A 15,773-nucleotide genomic window follows, 5' to 3' on the forward strand; every position below is an offset into this window, starting at 1 on the left:
GCGCGCGTCGGTGCGCGCCGGGAGCTGGATGCAGGTCAGAGCTCGATCACCGGTGTCGTCACCGGCGTCTCGCCCTGGTGGACGAGGAGGCTCGCAGGCCCGCGCGGGACGTCGTCGAGGACGAACCGGCCGTCCGCGTCGGACAGCGTGGCGCGGGTGCCGTCGGGCCGGCGCAGCTCGACCTGCAGGACCTCGGCCGGGGCCATCCAGCCGTCGACCCGCACGGTCCCGGCAGCCGAACCGACGGAGAGCGCGATCATCACCGTGAGGCGTTCGTGCGTGAAGGTGATCGTGCGGGTCTCCACCGGCGCCTCGCTGCGGACCGAGCCGACGGGGGCCTCGACGACCTGCAGCTCCATGACCTCGGTCTCGAGCCCGGCCAGCGTCATGGCGAAGAGAGCCCGCTCGGCCAGCCCGTCCGGGACGGGGTCGAGGCGGTCGTCCAGCTCCGCGACACGCGCGAGCAGGGCGGCGTCGGACGCGTCCAGCGGTGCGTCGGCACCCGGCACGTCGTCGAACTCGGTCATGTCCATGAGGTCTCCCCTCGTTCGGTCAGGACGGTGCGCAGCTTGGCCAGGCACCGCCCCCGGGTGGCGCCGATGCTCCCGACCGGCATCCCGATCGCGGCGGAGATGGCCTTGTAGTCGGGGCGGTCGGCGAGCGACACGAGGCGCAGCAGCTCCTGGCACCGTGCCGGCAGCTCACGCAGCGCGTCCCACAGGGTCCGGTCACGCTCGTTGCGCAGCAGCTCCGCCTCCGGACCCGGCGCGGCGTCCGGCAGCGTCGTCGTGGTCTCGGCGTCGTCGTCGGGCAGTCCCGTGCGACGCATGTCGTCGGTCCGGTGCTTGCGCACCGACTCCCACGCGGCACGGCGCGCGGTGACGAGGAGCCACTTCAGCGTCGCCTGCGGCTCGCTGATCGAGTCCGCGTGACGCACGAGCGCCGCCCACGTCTGCTGCACCACGTCGTCGGCGGTCTCCCGGGGCACGCCCTGCGAGCGGACGGTGCGCCAGAGGATCGGCGTCGCCTCACGGACGAAGTCGGTCAGGGCGTCGGACCGGCCCTCGCGGTACTCGACCAGCGCCTCGGCGGCGCGGTCCCCCAGGCTGGAGGTCTCGGCAGGACGCGTCATGTCTCCTCGCGGTGTAGGCGTGGTGCTGTCCGGCTCCGGCGGACACCACGAGCCTAGGGCGGCCTCCTGCCGCCCGCGGTCGCCGGTGTCGTGACCCATCCGATTTCACCCCCGCTCGGCGTTCGTCATCAGCAGGGAGGTGGCGTCGAGCCTGGTGATACATCCCGGTCGGAGAAAAGTCCGCCCTGCACGACGAAGGGCCCGGCACCCTCACGAGGAGGATGCCGGGCCCTTCGGACGGTGACCGAGGATCAGGCCTCGGTGAGCTTCGTCGTCTTGGACGGGTCGAGCGGGATGCCCGGACCGAACGTCGTCGACAGCGTCGCCTTGGAGATGTAGCGGCCCTTCGAGGCCGACGGCTTCAGACGCAGGATCTCGTCCAGCGCGGCGCTGTAGTTCTCCACGAGCGCGGTGTCGTCGAAGGAGGCCTTGCCGATGATGAAGTGCAGGTTCGCGTGCTTGTCGACGCGGAACTCGATCTTGCCGCCCTTGATGTCGGACACGGCCTTGGTGACGTCCATGGTCACGGTGCCGGTCTTGGGGTTCGGCATGAGACCACGCGGGCCCAGGACCTTGCCGAGACGACCGACCTTGCCCATGAGGTCGGGGGTCGCGACGGCCGCGTCGAAGTCGGTGTAGCCACCGGCGACCTTGGCGATGAGCTCGTCGCCGCCGACCTCGTCGGCGCCGGCCGCAACGGCCTCCTCGGCCTTGGCCGCGTTCGCGAACACGATCACGCGGGCGGTCTTACCGGTCCCGTGCGGCAGGTTCACGGTGCCGCGGACCAGCTGGTCCGCCTTGCGGGGGTCGACACCCAGCCGCAGGACGACCTCGACGGTCGCGTCCGCGTTCTTCGAGGCGGTCTCCTTGGCGAGCTTCACGGCCTCGAGCGGCGTGTACAGGTTGTCGCGGTCGATCTTCGCCGCGGCGGCGCGGTACGCCTTGCTGCGCTGTGCCATCTGCGTTCTCCTTGCTGCAGTCGTGGTCGTCGGGTCGGCGCGGACCCTCCCACGTGCCCGACGGCGGTCGTCGGGTCTTCGTCGTCCGTCCGGCCCCGCAGGGGGCCGGACGGTGCGTCGCTCGGCGGCTCGTGCGGCCGCCGAGCGACTCCGTCACTCCGCGACGGTGATGCCCATGGAGCGGGCGGTGCCGGCGATGATCTTCTTCGCGGCCTCGATGTCGTTCGCGTTGATGTCCGGCATCTTGGTCTCGGCGATCTCGCGGACCTGGTCCTGCGTGAGCTGGGCGACCTTGGCGCTGTGCGGGGTCGACGAACCCTTGGCCACGCCGGCGGCCTTCTTGATGAGCTCCGCGGCGGGCGGCGTCTTCGTGATGAAGGTGAAGGAGCGGTCCTCGTAGACCGTGATCTCCACCGGCACGACGTTGCCGCGCTGCGACTCGGTCGCCGCGTTGTAGGCCTTGCAGAACTCCATGATGTTCACGCCGTGCTGACCCAGCGCGGGGCCGATCGGCGGGGCCGGGTTCGCGGCCCCGGCCTGGATCTGGAGCTTGATGAGGCCGGCGACCTTCTTCTTGGGAGGCATGGTGCATCTACTTTCTGATCGTGGGCCGACGCCGTGGGCGATGACCCGGTTGCAGGGGTTGCCGCTCGGGCGGCGCACCGGAGGACCGGTGCGTCGGTCAGAGCTTGGCGACCTGGTTGAACGACAGCTCGACCGGGGTCTCCCGGCCGAAGATGGAGACGAGGACCTTGAGCTTCTGGGCCTCGGCGTTGATCTCGGAGATCGTCGCGGGCAGCGTGTCGAACGGGCCGTCCGTGACGGTGACCGACTCGCCGACCTCGAAGTCGACCTCGATGGCGGGCTGGGCGGCCGCCCCACCGCTCTTCGCGGCGGCCGCGGCGGGCTTCGCCGGCGCCTCCTCGAGCATCGTGGGGGCGAGCATCCCGAAGACCTCGTCGATGGACAGCGGGACGGGCTGGTGGGTGTGGCCCACGAAGCCGGTCACGCCGGGCGTGTGGCGCACGGCGCCCCACGACTCGTCGGTGAGGTCCATCCGCACCAGGACGTACCCGGGGATCCGCACGCGACGGACGGACTTCTTCTGCCCGTTCTTGATCTCGGTCACGTCCTCCATGGGGACCTCGACCTGGAAGATGTAGTCCTCCATGTTCAGGCTCTGGGTGCGGTTCTCCAGATTGACCTTCACACGGTTCTCGTAACCGGCGTACGAGTGGATGACGTACCAGTCGCCGAGCTGCCCGCGCAGCGTGCGGCGCAGCTCCTCGGCCGGGTCCTCGACCTCGTCGGCGCTCGCGTCGTCCGTGCCCTCCTCGGGCTCCGACGTCTCGGTCGCGCCGTCCTCGGCCGGCTCGGTGGTGTCCGCGTCCGCGGGCACGTCGAGGTCAGCCTCGGCGCCGTCGGCGTCGGGCTGGGTGGGGTCGACGTTCTCCGTCTGCTCCAGAGGATCCTGGGACACGAACGAACCTGCTTTCTGGCTTCGGATGGGGTGGTGCGGTCCGGGGCCGGGTGGGGCCGGCTCAGCCGTCCCCGAAGAGCCAGAAGGCTCCGAGACCGAGGACGTAGTCGAGCGCGGTCACGAACAGCATCGCGATCGTGACGAACACGATGACCACGATGGTGTAGTTGATCAGCTCCGAACGGGTCGGGGTGACGACCTTCCGGAGCTCACCGACCACCTGGCGGACGAAAAGAGCGATCCGGGCGAAGACGTTGCGACGCTCCTTGCCCGAACCGGCGTCGTGGGTCCTGCTGGCCTCAGCCGGCAACTCGCTCACTTCGACCTACCCCGTTTCGCGATCACACCGCAGCCACGCCGCCTGCCGACGACGCACCCACGGCACAGACTCCTGGCGTTCCGGGTCACGCGTGCGCGTGGCCCCGCTGCGCGGCCCCGCGGGGGATCACGCTGGCAGGGTAGACAGGACTCGAACCTGCAACCTGCGGTTTTGGAGACCGCTGCGCTACCAATTGCGCCACTACCCTTCGTGCTCGACGACACCTGGTCGGCACCCGCGAGGGCGCGATCCGGCATGGTGATCGTCAACCACCGAGGGACTACTGTACGCGACGCGAGAGGCTGGGTCGAACCACGCCCGTCCACCGATCGGTGGACGCACCGGTCCGCCGACCGGTCGTCCCGCGTCGGGACGTCCGCCAGCAGCCTGGACGGATGACGAGCACCGCATCCTCGACCAGCGCCCGCCGGGCGTCGGAGCCCTCGGCCGGCCTCGCCGTCCTCGCCACCGGTCTGCGCAAACGGTACGGCACGCGACAGGCCCTGGCCGGGGTCGACCTGCACGTCGACCGGGGCGAGCTCGTCGCCCTGCTCGGCCCCAACGGTTCGGGCAAGACCACGACGATCGAGATCCTCGAAGGGTTCCGCACCCCCGACTCCGGGACGGTCCGGGTGCTCGGCGAGGACCCCGCGACGGCCGGACGCCGATGGCGGTCGCGGCTCGGCGTGGTCGGGCAGGACTCGGACGACCGGGCCGAGGTGACGGTCTCGGAGGCCGTACGGGACACCGCACGCTGCTACCCCGACCCGGTCGACCCCGACGGGGTGATCGACGCCGTGGGCCTGCGTCAGCAGGCCGACGTCAGGGTGCGGCGCCTGTCCGGCGGGCAACGGCGGCGGCTCGACGTCGCCCGCGGGATCGTGGGACGGCCCGAGCTGCTGTTCCTCGACGAGCCGACCACGGGGTGGGACCTCCGGGCACGACACGACTTCCGGGATCTGTGCAGGCGGCTGCGTGCCGCCGGGACCACGATCCTGCTGACCACCCACGACCTGCACGAGGCCGCCGCCCTGGCCGACCGGGTCGTCGTGATGCTCGGCGGGCGGGTCCTCGCGGAGGGGACTCCGGACACGCTGGGCGGCCAGGACGCCAGGACCCCCGTGGTGGGGTGGACGGTCGATGGCGTCGAGCACGGGCGCCGGACACCCGCCCCGACCGCCCTCGTGTCCCGGCTCGCCGCGGCCGTCGGTCACGGCGGGGAGATCCCGGACCTGTGCGTCACGCGTCCCGGCCTCGAGGACGTCTACCTGGCGCTCGTCGGGCCGGAGGACGTCCGATGACCACGACCGGACGGACCGTCGGCAAGCAACCGGTGCCGCCCCTGCCCGGGACCGCACGGCTGGCGCTGGTCCGCGGCGCCGTCGAGCTCCGCCAGTTCTGGCGAGAGCGCGACGCCGTGGTCTTCGTCTTCGCCTACCCCGTGGCGATGCTCGCCGTCTTCTGCACGGTGTTCGAGGGGACGGAGCAGGGCGACAGAGGCGTCGCGGTCGACTACGCGCAGTACTTCCTGCCCGGGATGATCGCCACCGGGATCATGCTGACGAGCTTCCAGGCGCTGGCGACGTCGATCGCCGTCGAGCGTGACGACGGAACGTTGCGCCGGCTCCGCGGAACCCCTCTCCCCGCGGCGTCGTACCTCGGCGGCAAGGTGGTGCTGACCCTGGTGACGTCGACCCTCCAGACCACCCTGCTGCTGGGCGTGGCAGCCGTCGTCCACGACGTGGCGATGCCGTCCGAGGTCTCGCGCTGGGCGACGTTCGCGGTGGTCTACGTGCTGGGGGCGGCGACCGGTGCCGCGTGCGGCGTCGCCTTCGCGTCCCTGCCGCGGTCGGGCCGGTCCGCGAGCACCGTGGTGATACCGGTCGCGGTCGTGCTGCAGCTCGTCTCGGGGGTCTTCCTGCCGTTCTTCGCCCTGCCGGGCTGGATCCAGGCGCTCGCGTCGGTGTTCCCCCTCAAGTGGCTGGCACAGGGCATGCGGGCGGTCTTCCTACCGGACGCCGCAGCCGCGTGGGAGACCGGAGGAAGCTGGCAGGTCGGGACGGTCGCTGCTGTACTGAGCGCATGGCTGGTCCTGTCGGTGGCGGTCGCGGTGCGCACGTTCCGGTGGCGACGCCGTGACGACGGCTGACCCGGCGTCCGGCCGGTCCCTCGAGGGCGCGCGGGTCGCACCCCCGGAGGAGGTCGACGACTGGGAACGCCAGGTGGTCTGGTGGGACGCCGTCTTCGTCGCGCTCGTCGTCCTGACCGCCGTCGCGCTGCCGCTCGGCGGCCAGTCGGGACGTCAGCTGTGGGTGGCCTACGCCGCCATGGCGGTCGTTCTCGTCGCCTACGCGGCCCTCGGGGCGCCGGCCGCCCGCTCGGGCGACCGGGGCCGGTCCGTCGCCTACGTCGTGGTGCTGATCGTCGCCACCACGGTGGCCGTGTCCCAGGGCGGTCTGGCGACGTTCCTGCTCCTCGGGGCGTTCGCCCAGCTCTGGTTGTTCCTCCAGACCCGCCGCGAGGCGGTCCTCGCCTCCGCGGTGCTGACGGTGGCGGCGACCGCCGCCCTCGCCTCCGTGGACGGGTTCTCGGCGGGGAGCCTGCGCTCCACGGCACCGCAGATGGCGATCGCCCTCGGCTTCGCCCTCGCGCTGGGGCTGTGGACCGCGACGTGGATGCGGCGCTCCGAGGAGCGCGCCCGCCTCCTGCGCACGCTGCGGGCGACGCAGGACGAGCTCGCGCGCACCCATCACGCCGCGGGTGTCACCGCGGAACGGGAACGCGTGGCCCGCGAGATCCACGACACGCTCGCCCAGGGGTTCATCAGCGTCGTGACGCAGGCACAGGCCGCCGCAGCCGCGCTCGACCGGGGCGAGGTGGCCGCGGCGCACCGGCGGCTCACCGTCGTGGAGACCACCGCGCGCGACAACCTCGCCGAGGCGCGTGGGCTGGTGGCGGCCTTCTCCCCCGCCCCGCTGCAGGAGGGTTCCCTGGACGAGGCGCTGCGACGTGTGGCCGACCGGTTCGTGGCGGAGACGGGCACGGCCGCACGCGTCGACGTCGGCGACCGGTCCGACGGCGGTGCGGGAGCGAGCCCCACGGCGGACGTCGTGCTGCTGCGGGCCGCCCAGGAGGCGCTCGCGAACGTGCGTCGGCACGCGGGGGCGACCGCCGTGACCCTCCGGCTGTCCCGCCGTGCGGACGGCGTCGAGCTCGAGGTCTGCGACGACGGCCGCGGGCTGCCGGAGCCGGTCGTCGAGGGGTTCGGGCTGGCCGGCATGCGCGAGCGTGCGGCCGCCGCGGGCGGGAGCCTCGAGCTCGGGACCGGCGCCGCCGGCGGGGCGCGCGTGCTGGTCCGGCTCCCCGGGAGTACGGCGTGACCGGGGTCCGGGTGGTCGTCGCCGACGACCACCCGGTGGTGCGCTCGGGGATCCTCGGCATGCTGGCCGGGGTGCCGGGCCTCGAGGTGGTCGGAGAGGCCGCCGACGGCGAGCGGGCCGTCGCGCTCGCCCGGGACCTGTCCCCCGACGTCGTCCTGATGGACCTCAGGATGCCGGTGCTCGACGGCGTCGGCGCCACCGCGCAGATCGCGGGGCCGGGGCCCGGGCGCCCTCGGGTCGTGGTGCTCACCACCTACGACACCGACGGCGACATCCTGCGGGCCGTCGAGGCCGGGGCGACCGGCTACCTCCTCAAGGACGCCACCCGCGCCGAGCTGGTCGCCGGCGTACGAGCCGCCGCACGCGGGGAGACCGTCCTGGCGCCGTCGGTGGCGACCCGGCTGGTGTCCTCCGTGCGCATCGCCGGGGAGCGGCCGACCCCCCGCGAGGCCGAGGTGCTGCGGCTCGTGGAGCGCGGGGCGTCGAACGCCGCGATCGGCCGCGAGCTGTTCATCGCCGAGGCGACCGTCAAGACGCACCTGCTGCGGGCCTTCGCCAAGCTGGGGGTCGACGACCGCACGGCGGCCGTCACCGTGGCACGGCAGCGCGGCTGGCTCGGCTGAGGGGTGCCACACTGTGCAGGGTGCGTGACCTGGCAGACCTCCCCAAGGCCCACCTGCACCTGCACTTCACCGGATCGCTGCGGGTGTCCTCCCTGCGCGACCTCTCGGCCGCCTACGGCGTCCGGCTGCCGTCGGCGCTGACCGACGGGGTCGCGCTGCGTGTCCCGGCGACGGAACGCGGATGGTTCCGGTTCCAGCGCCTGTACGACGCCGCCCGCCACTGCGTGCGGTCCGAGGCCGACATGCGCCGTCTCGTCGACGAGGCCGCCGCCGACGACGCCGCGGAGGGTTCCGGACGCCTGGAGCTGCAGGTCGACCCGACCTCCTACGCGCCCTTCGTGGGCGGCATCACCCCGGCGGTGGAGATCGTCCTGGACGAGGCCAGGGCCGCGAGCGCCCGGCACGGGCTGGAGGTCGCCGTCGTCGTGGCGACCTCCCGGATGAAGCACCCGCTGGACGCCCGGACCCTCGCGCGGCTCGCCGCCCGGTACGCCGGCGAGGGCCCCGGGGAGGTGGTCGGCTTCGGGCTGAGCAACGACGAGCGCCGCGGCGACACCGGCGACTTCGCCCGGGCGTTCGCCATCGCCCGGCGCGCGGGGCTCGCCTCGGTGCCGCACGGCGGCGAGCTGCTCGGTCCGGCGCACGTGCGCGAGGTCGTGGGGGCCCTGGCACCGGACCGTCTCGGGCACGGCGTGCGGTCCATCGAGGACCCGGCGCTCCTGGGCTCGCTCGTGGAGTCGGGGGTGGCCCTGGAGGTCTGCCCGGCGTCCAACGTGTCCCTCGGCGTGTACGAGCACGACGAGGACGTACCCCTGCGCCAGCTCGTGGACGCGGGAGCGCAGGTGGCGCTCGGCGCCGACGACCCGCTGCTGTTCGGATCCCGCCTGCTGGACCAGTACGAGACCGCCCGCACCGTGCACGGGTTCTCCGACCCCGAGCTGGCCGAGCTCGCCCGGTCCTCGATCCGGGCCTCCCGCGCGACGGAGGGCACCAAGAAGCGTCTGCTGGACGGCGTGGACGACTGGCTGACCACCTGAGACGCCCGTCCGCAGGTCACGGGACGGTGTCGATCGGGTGCCGGTCGGTCGCGTCGGCTCGCCGCCCCGCACCGGACGGTGCACGGTAGGAGTCCACGGCCGGTCCCCCACCACCGGCCGCCGGACCGGGAGAGGTGGCGGCATGGTCTCGACGCACGCGGTGCGACGTCGCCGGGGCGCCGTGGCGACGGCGGTCGCCGTGATGCTGCTCCTGCCCGGGTGCGCGACGCTGTCCGAGCTCACGGCGGCGGACCAGCAGCCGGCCTCCTCCCCGTCGGCCGGGGTCCTGCCGTCGCCGATCGACCCCGGACCGTCGCAGCGGCCGGCCGGGTCCGCGCAGGAGGCGGCCCTCCCGACGCCGCCGCCGGACCCGACGCCCTCCGCCCCGCCGCCCCCGACGAGCCCGGCACCGTCCGCACCCGCTCCCTCCGCCACGCCGGAGCAGGAGGTGCCGGACGCGGAGCAGGACGAGCAGCAGGGGACGCCGAAGGAGGAGAAGAAGAAGAAGGAACCCGCGGTCGAGGAGACCCGGGAGACCGAGGAACCGCCCGCGCCGGAGCCGCAGTACCTGGAGGTCGGCTCCAGCGGCCCCGCCGTGCGCGACCTGCAGGAGCGCCTCGTCGAGCTCGGGTACTTCCTCCCGGCCGTCGACGGGGAGTTCGGCCCCCAGACCCAGCAGGCCGTCTGGGCGCTGCAGAAGGCCGGCGGACTGTCACGCGACGCCGTGGTCGGCCCGCGGACGCGGGCGGCGCTCGCCGACGGTGTCCGCCCGGCCCCGGTGTCCTCCGCGGGCAAGGTCGTCGAGATCGACCTGGACCGCCAGCTGCTGCTGGCCGTGCAGGACGGCAAGGTGGTGCGCACGTTCAACGCCTCGTCCGGCAACGGGGAGACGTTCGAGGCGAAGGGGCGCTCGTACCGGGCGCGCACCCCCACCGGCACGTACGCCGTCTACATGGAGCGCGACTACCTGCACGAGTCCACGCTCGAGCTCGGGGCGATGTACCGGCCGAAGTACTTCACCGGGGGCATCGCCGTGCACGGTTCACCCTCGATCCCGCCGTGGCCGGCCTCGCACGGGTGCATCCGGGTGTCGAACTCGGCGATGAACTGGCTGTGGGACGCGTGGGGCGTCCCGCGGGGCACGACCGTCGTCGTGCACTGACCCCCGCGTCCGCAGGAGGTCAGAGGGCGAGGCCGACCAGGACCGGTTCCGGCTCCAGCTCGATCCCGAACTCGTCGCGCACGCCGTCACGCACGGCGCGGGCGAGGGACACGACGTCCTGCGCCGTCGCGCCCCCACGGTTGGTCAGCGCCAGCGTGTGCCGCGTCGACAGCCGCGCCGGGGAGTGCTCGCCGGCCAGCCCGAAGCCCTTGGTGAACCCGGCGTGCTCGATCAGCCACGCCGCCGAGGTCTTGACCCAGCGCGGGTCGATCTCGTCGGCGGCCGTGCCGGGCGTCACGGTGCGCACGGGGAAGCGCGGGGCGTCGGCGGGGAGGTCCTCGGCCGCCGACGCGGGCACGATCGGGTTGGTGAAGAACGACCCGGCCGACCAGCGGTCGTGGTCCGGCGTCGGGGCGCCGCCCACGCCGTCGAGCAGCATGCCCTTGCCGGCGCGCAGCTCGAGGACCGCCTCGCGCACCGCGGTCGACGGCGCGCGCTGCCCGACCTCGACGCCCAGCCGCTTCGCCAGCTCGGCGTACCCGATCGGGGCCGAGAGCGATCCGAGGCGCATCTGCAGCCGGACGTCGAGGACGACGTACCGCGGCGTCGGGTACCAGAGGTCCTCGCCCGGGGCGCGCTCGCCCCGCATGGTGCGCTTGAGCAGGCTCGTGCGGTAGCCGAAGCCCAGCTCGCTGAGGGTCAGGGTGCGCCGCTCCCCCGCGGCGCGGTCCCAGACCCGCACCGCCGCCACGACCCCGGAGACCTCCTGCCCGTAGGCGCCGATGTTCTGCACGGGTGCGGCGCCCAGGGTCCCGGGGATCCCGGACAGAGCCTCGACGCCCACCCACTCGTTGGCGACGGCCTGGGCGACGAAGGTGTCCCAGTCGTGCCCGGCCGGGAGGGTCAGCGTCGCTCCCCCGCACGCACCCTCGTCGACGTCGCAGGAGGCCGACAGGTCCGCGTCCAGCCCCTGGCGGACGTCCCGCACGACGACACCGTCGAACCCCTCGTCCGAGACGAGCAGGTTGGACCCCCCGCCGACGACGAGCAGCGGCGCCTCGGCCTCGTCGGCCGTCCGGACCGCGTCGATGAGCTCGGCCTCGCTGGTGACCTCGACGTACCGGTCCACGGGCCCGCCGACGCGCAGCGTCGTGAGGTCGGACAGGTTGGGGGCGGCGTCCGGGCCGAGGGCGGTGGGGTTCGCGCCGCCAGGGCGCGCGGCGGTCTGGCTCACGGGTCCAGCGTAGACGCGCGCTCGGGGGGTCGTGCCGCACCGGCCGCGAACAGGCCGACCACGACCGGCACCGCCAGCACCAGCAGCGCGAGCCGGTAGCCCGTGTAGTGGGCGAGGAAGCCGATGAGCGCGGGCCCGACGAAGAAGGCGGCGTAGCCGATCGTCGCGACCACGGAGACGCGCAGCGCCGCCCGCGAGGGCTCGTCGGCCGCCGCGGACATGCCCATCGGGAACCCGAGCCCGGTGCCGACGCCCCACAGGAACACGCCGGCGAGCGCGAGCGGCAGGGACGGCAGCAGGGCGAAGAGCGAGACCCCGGCCAGCGCCGCGAGACCGCCGCCGCGCAGCACCGCCACGCGTCCGAAGCGGTCGATGATCTGGGTGCCCACCAGCCGGGTGACGGTCATGGCGACGAGGAACACCGCCAGCGCCAGCGCCCCGACGCCCCCGCCCGTGTCGAACCCGTCGACGGTCGCCAGGCTGACCCAGTCGTTGGCGGCACCCTCGGTGAGGGCGGCCGCGAGCACGACGAGCCCGATGAGCAGGGTGCGCGGCTCGCGCCAGGTCGCGAGGGTGTCCCGGACGGAGTGTCCGCGGGTCGGCTCGACGGCGGTGGCGGGGTCGGCCGCGGCGTCCAGGCCGCCGGGGTCCGTCCCGTCGGCCCCGGGGTCACGGGCCGGCAGGAAGGCACGCACGCACAGCGCCACGGCGACGGCCTGCAGCACGACGACGGTGACCAGGTGCGCGGTGAGGGGGACCCGCGCCCAGGCCGCGAGCGCCCCGGCGCCCGCGCCGGCCACCGTGCCGAAGGAGAAGGCGGCGTGGAACCGGGGCATGATCGCCTTGCCGAGGCGTTGCTCGACGACGGCGCCCTCGAGGTTCATCGCGGCGTCCCACACGCCCATGCCCGTGCCGGCGACGAACAGTCCGACCCGGACCAGCCAGGGCAGCCCCGCGTCGATGGCGAGGGTGGCGAGGGTGAAGCCGACGGCCGACAGCACCGCGAAGCCCAGGACGGTCCGCGCGGCGCCGAGCCGCGAGGTGATCATCCCGGACAGCGGCAGGGCGCAGATCGACCCGAGCGAGGCCGTGAGCAGCAGCACGCCCATCTGGGCCTCGGAGAAGTCGAGCCCGTCCCGGACGGCGGGGATGCGCGAGGCCCAGGTGGCCATACCGAACCCGGCGGCCACGAAGACCCCGTAGACCGCCACGACGGCGGCACGGAGCGGGCGCGGGGCGACACCGGTGGGGACGGAGGTGCTCACCTCTCGACGATCCCCGATGGCACCGGCGCGGTCAAATCGATTCGACATGCGCTCACGGGTAGGCTGGCGCCACTCGTCGGGCCGCAGGAGGAGAGGCATGGGCCGCCGCACACCGAGCAACAGACCGACGCTCGCCCGCGTCGCCGAACGCGCCGGCGTCTCCGTCTCCACCGCCTCCCTCGCCTTCTCCGGGTCGGGGCCGATCACCCCGGAGACCCGGGACAAGGTCTTCGCCGCGGCCACCGACCTCGGCTACACCGGCCCGAACCCCCTGGGCCGCCAGCTGCGCCGCGGGCGGTCCGGCATCATCGGCGTCGTCATCGGCGACCACCCGCGCCGCGCGTTCCGCGACCCGGTCGCGGTCCAGGTGCTCGACGGCCTGGTCGACGCCCTCGGCACCGAGAAGCTCGGCGTCCTGCTCATCCCCGGCGTCGACGGGGGCGAGGACGCCGTCGACCCGTTGATCGAGACCGCGGCGATGGACGTCGCCGTGCTCGTGTGGGGCGTGCTGACCAAGGACCCGACCCTGGCCGCCCTGCAACGCCGCGACGTGCCCGTCGTCGTCGGGGAGGGACGAGCCGTCGAGGGGGCTCCCCTCGTCGCGCTCGAGGACCGGGCCGGCGCCGCCGAAGCGGTGCGCCACCTGGTCGAGCTGGGACACACGCGGATCGCCGAGATCTCCCTGCCGTTCGGGCGCGGGGAACGCTCGGGTCCGGTCGACGCCGACCGGATCGGCCGGGCCGACCGGACCCCGACCGTGCACCGCATGGCCGGGATCCGGGACGTCGTCGAACCCGTCATCACCTGGGAGACGCCGGCCTCCCTGGTGGAGCACGGGCGGGACGCGGCCACCGAGATCCTCGGCACCTGGGTGCCGGCCTCGGAGCGGCCGACCGCGATCGTCGCCCACTCCGACCTGCTGGCCGCGGGTGCCGTCATCGCGGCCCGCGAGCTCGGCCTGCGCATCCCCGAGGACGTCTCCGTCGCCGGGTTCGACGGCCTCGACCTGCCGTGGCTGTCCCCCGACGTGCTGACCAGCGTCCACCAGCCGCTGCGCGAGAAGGGCACCCGGCTCGGCCAGGCCGCGATCGGCCTCCTCGCCGGGGAGGAGCCGACGTCGGTCTCCCTGCCGGTCGGGCTCGTGCCCGGCACGACGACCGGTCCGGCACCCGTCGGCTAGCGCCCCCGCCGCCGGCTAGCGCGGCGGCATCACCGGCGTCGGCAGGTAGACCTCTCCCCCGGCCGCCCGGAACTCGGCCGACTTCGCGGCCATCCCCGCCTCGGCGGCCGCGACCCGCTCCTGCTGCGCGGCGGCGTCGCCGAACTCGTCGCGGATGTCCTGCGAGATCCGCATCGAGCAGAACTTCGGGCCGCACATGGAGCAGAAGTGCGCCGTCTTGGCGGCCTCGGCCGGCAGCGTCTCGTCGTGGTAGGACTCGGCCAGCTCGGGGTCGAGCGACAGGTTGAACTGGTCCCGCCAGCGGAACTCGAACCGCGCCTTGCTCAGGGCGTCGTCACGCGCCGTCGCGCCGGGGTGCCCCTTGGCGACGTCGGCGGCGTGCGCGGCGATCTTGTAGGTGACCACGCCGGTGCGCACGTCGTCCCGGTTCGGCAGGCCGAGGTGCTCCTTGGGCGTGACGTAGCAGAGCATCGCCGTGCCGTAGCGCGCGATCTCCGTCGCGCCGATGGCCGAGGTGATGTGGTCGTAGCCCGGGGCGATGTCGGTGACCAGCGGTCCGAGCGTGTAGAACGGGGCGCCGTCGCACAGCTCCTGCTGCCGCTCGACGTTCTCGCGCACGAGGTGCAGCGGCACGTGCCCCGGCCCCTCGACCATCACCTGCACGTCGTGCTCCCACGCGCGCCTGGTCAGCTCGGCCAGGGTGTCGAGCTCGGCGAACTGGGCGGCGTCGTTCGCGTCCGCGATCGACCCGGGCCGCAGCCCGTCGCCGAGGGAGAACGCGACGTCGTACGCCGCGAAGATCTCGCAGAGCTCGTCGAACCGCGTGTACAGGAAGTTCTCCTGATGGTGGGCCAGGCACCAGCCGGCCATGATCGACCCGCCGCGGGAGACGATGCCGGTCACCCGCTGCGCGGTCAGCGGCACGTACCGCAGCAGCACGCCCGCGTGCACCGTCATGTAGTCGACACCCTGCTCGCACTGCTCGACGACGGTGTCGCGGTAGACCTCCCAGGTCAGCCGCGAGGCGTCGCCGTCGACCTTCTCCAGGGCCTGGTAGATCGGCACCGTGCCGATGGGCACCGGGGCGTTGCGCAGCAGCCACTCCCGGGTCGTGTGGATGTCGTCGCCGGTGGACAGGTCCATCACCGTGTCGGCGCCCCACTTCGTGGCCCACTGCAGCTTCTCCACCTCCTCCGCGATCGAGGAGTGCACGGCGGAGTTGCCGATGTTGGCGTTGACCTTCACGGTGAACGCCTTGCCGATGATCATCGGCTCGGACTCGGGGTGGTTGACGTTGTTCGGGATGATCGCCCGCCCGGCGGCCACCTCCGAACGCACGAGCTCGACGTCGACCCCTTCGCGGATCGCGACGAAGCGCATCTCGGGGGTGATCTCGCCACGGCGGGCGTACGCCATCTGGGTGACCGGGGCGCCGGTGGCGCTGCGGCGGGGCCGGCGGCGCGCCCCCTGCCACTCGGCCGAGGCGGCCCCGCGGCGGGTGGCGCCGCGGCCGTCGTCGGCGAGGTCCCGGTCACGGCCGGTGTACTCCTCGGTGTCGCCGCGCTCGACGATCCACGCCGTGCGCAGCGCGGGGATGCCCCGGGTCGGGTCCCCGCCCGGGCCGTCCGTGCGGTAGACCCGCACCGGGGGGTTCGCCGACCCGTCGGGCGAGTCGGCCAGGGTGATCTCGGTGACCGGGACGGCGATCCAGGACCGGGGGTCGCGCTCGACGGCGAGCGCGCGTGACGGTGCGTCGTTCTGCATGTGTGCTCCTGCTTCCTACGCCGGCATGACCCGGTCAGGTTCGACGGTCCGGACGGCGACAGTCCGATCTCAGCCCTTGCCAGGGCTCCCGTGGGATCACGAGCAACGTAGCACGTCAGCGGCGTGCACTGCTGTGGGGCAGGGATAGGGGGGGGGGCCCCCGCGGGGGGGGGCCCCGCCGCCGCACCCCACCCCGCCGGGGGGGGGGGGGGGGGGGGGGGGGCGGCCCCCCCCCCCC

The 15,773-nt window shown here is 73.8% G+C and carries 16 protein-coding genes, 1 tRNA gene and 1 riboswitch; of the genes, 7 read left to right on the forward strand and 10 right to left on the reverse strand.

Features of this window, described 5'->3' with window-relative positions; translation table 11 throughout:
- Positions 1-35 precede the first annotated feature (35 nt).
- The 7 genes from Q6350_RS01270 to Q6350_RS01300 form a co-directional block, all read right to left on the reverse strand.
- Positions 36-533, reverse strand: a complete 498-nt coding sequence (locus tag Q6350_RS01270; protein WP_171246421.1) for a hypothetical protein — start codon at positions 531-533, stop codon at positions 36-38.
- A complete protein-coding gene (locus Q6350_RS01275; RefSeq protein ID WP_246246411.1) occupies positions 524-1,132 on the reverse strand; it encodes an RNA polymerase sigma factor in 609 nt (202 codons plus the stop codon). The genes Q6350_RS01270 and Q6350_RS01275 overlap by 10 nt, the downstream gene beginning before the upstream one ends.
- Before the next feature lie 251 nt (positions 1,133-1,383).
- Positions 1,384-2,091 (reverse strand): 50S ribosomal protein L1, encoded by a 708-nt coding sequence (gene rplA, locus Q6350_RS01280; RefSeq protein WP_171246423.1) that lies wholly within the window; start codon positions 2,089-2,091, stop codon positions 1,384-1,386.
- Positions 2,092-2,244: 153 nt separating this feature from the next.
- Entirely contained in the window at positions 2,245-2,676 is a 432-nt protein-coding gene (gene rplK / locus Q6350_RS01285) for a 50S ribosomal protein L11 (protein WP_304602523.1), read from the reverse strand.
- A gap of 97 nt (positions 2,677-2,773) precedes the next feature.
- Complete coding sequence (gene nusG, locus Q6350_RS01290; RefSeq protein ID WP_171246425.1) at positions 2,774-3,571, reverse strand: transcription termination/antitermination protein NusG; 798 nt, start codon at positions 3,569-3,571, stop codon at positions 2,774-2,776.
- A gap of 61 nt (positions 3,572-3,632) precedes the next feature.
- Entirely contained in the window at positions 3,633-3,881 is a 249-nt protein-coding gene (secE, locus tag Q6350_RS01295) for a preprotein translocase subunit SecE (protein WP_216077399.1), read from the reverse strand.
- Positions 3,882-4,022: 141 nt separating this feature from the next.
- A tRNA-Trp gene (locus tag Q6350_RS01300) sits at positions 4,023-4,098 on the reverse strand.
- 187 nt (positions 4,099-4,285) lie between these two features.
- On the opposite strand from Q6350_RS01300, the gene Q6350_RS01305 reads away from it, so the two are divergent.
- The 6 genes from Q6350_RS01305 to Q6350_RS01330 all read left to right on the forward strand — a co-directional run bounded on the left by Q6350_RS01305 (position 4,286) and on the right by Q6350_RS01330 (position 10,092).
- Positions 4,286-5,191: an ABC transporter ATP-binding protein gene (locus tag Q6350_RS01305; RefSeq protein ID WP_305064789.1), complete on the forward strand. Its 906-nt coding sequence runs from the start codon at positions 4,286-4,288 to the stop codon at positions 5,189-5,191.
- Positions 5,188-6,039: an ABC transporter permease gene (locus tag Q6350_RS01310; RefSeq protein WP_304602526.1), complete on the forward strand. Its 852-nt coding sequence runs from the start codon at positions 5,188-5,190 to the stop codon at positions 6,037-6,039. Before Q6350_RS01305 ends, Q6350_RS01310 begins: the two co-directional genes overlap by 4 nt.
- A complete protein-coding gene (locus Q6350_RS01315; protein ID WP_304602527.1) occupies positions 6,026-7,270 on the forward strand; it encodes a sensor histidine kinase in 1,245 nt (414 codons plus the stop codon). Before Q6350_RS01310 ends, Q6350_RS01315 begins: the two co-directional genes overlap by 14 nt.
- The gene (locus Q6350_RS01320) at positions 7,267-7,893 is read left to right on the forward strand and encodes a response regulator transcription factor (RefSeq protein WP_304602528.1); all 627 of its coding nucleotides are present in this window, start codon (positions 7,267-7,269) and stop codon (positions 7,891-7,893) included. Before Q6350_RS01315 ends, Q6350_RS01320 begins: the two co-directional genes overlap by 4 nt.
- A 20-nt stretch (positions 7,894-7,913) precedes the next feature.
- The gene (locus Q6350_RS01325) at positions 7,914-8,930 is read left to right on the forward strand and encodes an adenosine deaminase (RefSeq protein WP_171246427.1); all 1,017 of its coding nucleotides are present in this window, start codon (positions 7,914-7,916) and stop codon (positions 8,928-8,930) included.
- A 142-nt stretch (positions 8,931-9,072) separates the two neighbouring features.
- On the forward strand, positions 9,073-10,092 hold the full coding sequence (locus tag Q6350_RS01330) for a L,D-transpeptidase family protein (protein WP_305064792.1): 1,020 nt from the start codon (positions 9,073-9,075) through the stop codon (positions 10,090-10,092).
- A 19-nt stretch (positions 10,093-10,111) separates the two neighbouring features.
- Here the strand turns inward: Q6350_RS01330 and Q6350_RS01335 are convergent, their stop codons facing one another.
- Positions 10,112-11,326: a UDP-N-acetylmuramate dehydrogenase gene (locus tag Q6350_RS01335; RefSeq protein ID WP_370375351.1), complete on the reverse strand. Its 1,215-nt coding sequence runs from the start codon at positions 11,324-11,326 to the stop codon at positions 10,112-10,114.
- Entirely contained in the window at positions 11,323-12,591 is a 1,269-nt protein-coding gene (locus Q6350_RS01340; protein WP_304602530.1) for an MFS transporter, read from the reverse strand. Before Q6350_RS01340 ends, Q6350_RS01335 begins: the two co-directional genes overlap by 4 nt.
- A 97-nt stretch (positions 12,592-12,688) precedes the next feature.
- Here Q6350_RS01340 and Q6350_RS01345 point away from each other — a divergent pair, with 97 nt between their 5' ends.
- A complete protein-coding gene (locus Q6350_RS01345) occupies positions 12,689-13,771 on the forward strand; it encodes a LacI family DNA-binding transcriptional regulator (protein WP_304602531.1) in 1,083 nt (360 codons plus the stop codon).
- Between the two features lie 15 nt (positions 13,772-13,786).
- Here the strand turns inward: Q6350_RS01345 and thiC are convergent, their stop codons facing one another.
- On the reverse strand, positions 13,787-15,535 hold the full coding sequence (gene thiC, locus Q6350_RS01350; RefSeq protein WP_305064794.1) for a phosphomethylpyrimidine synthase ThiC: 1,749 nt from the start codon (positions 15,533-15,535) through the stop codon (positions 13,787-13,789).
- Positions 15,531-15,637: riboswitch (TPP riboswitch) on the reverse strand. Its footprint overlaps the gene before it by 5 nt.
- Positions 15,638-15,773: the final 136 nt, after the last annotated feature.

Source organism: Isoptericola sp. b515, from assembly GCF_030588125.1.
Lineage (GTDB): Bacteria > Actinomycetota > Actinomycetes > Actinomycetales > Cellulomonadaceae > Isoptericola > Isoptericola sediminis.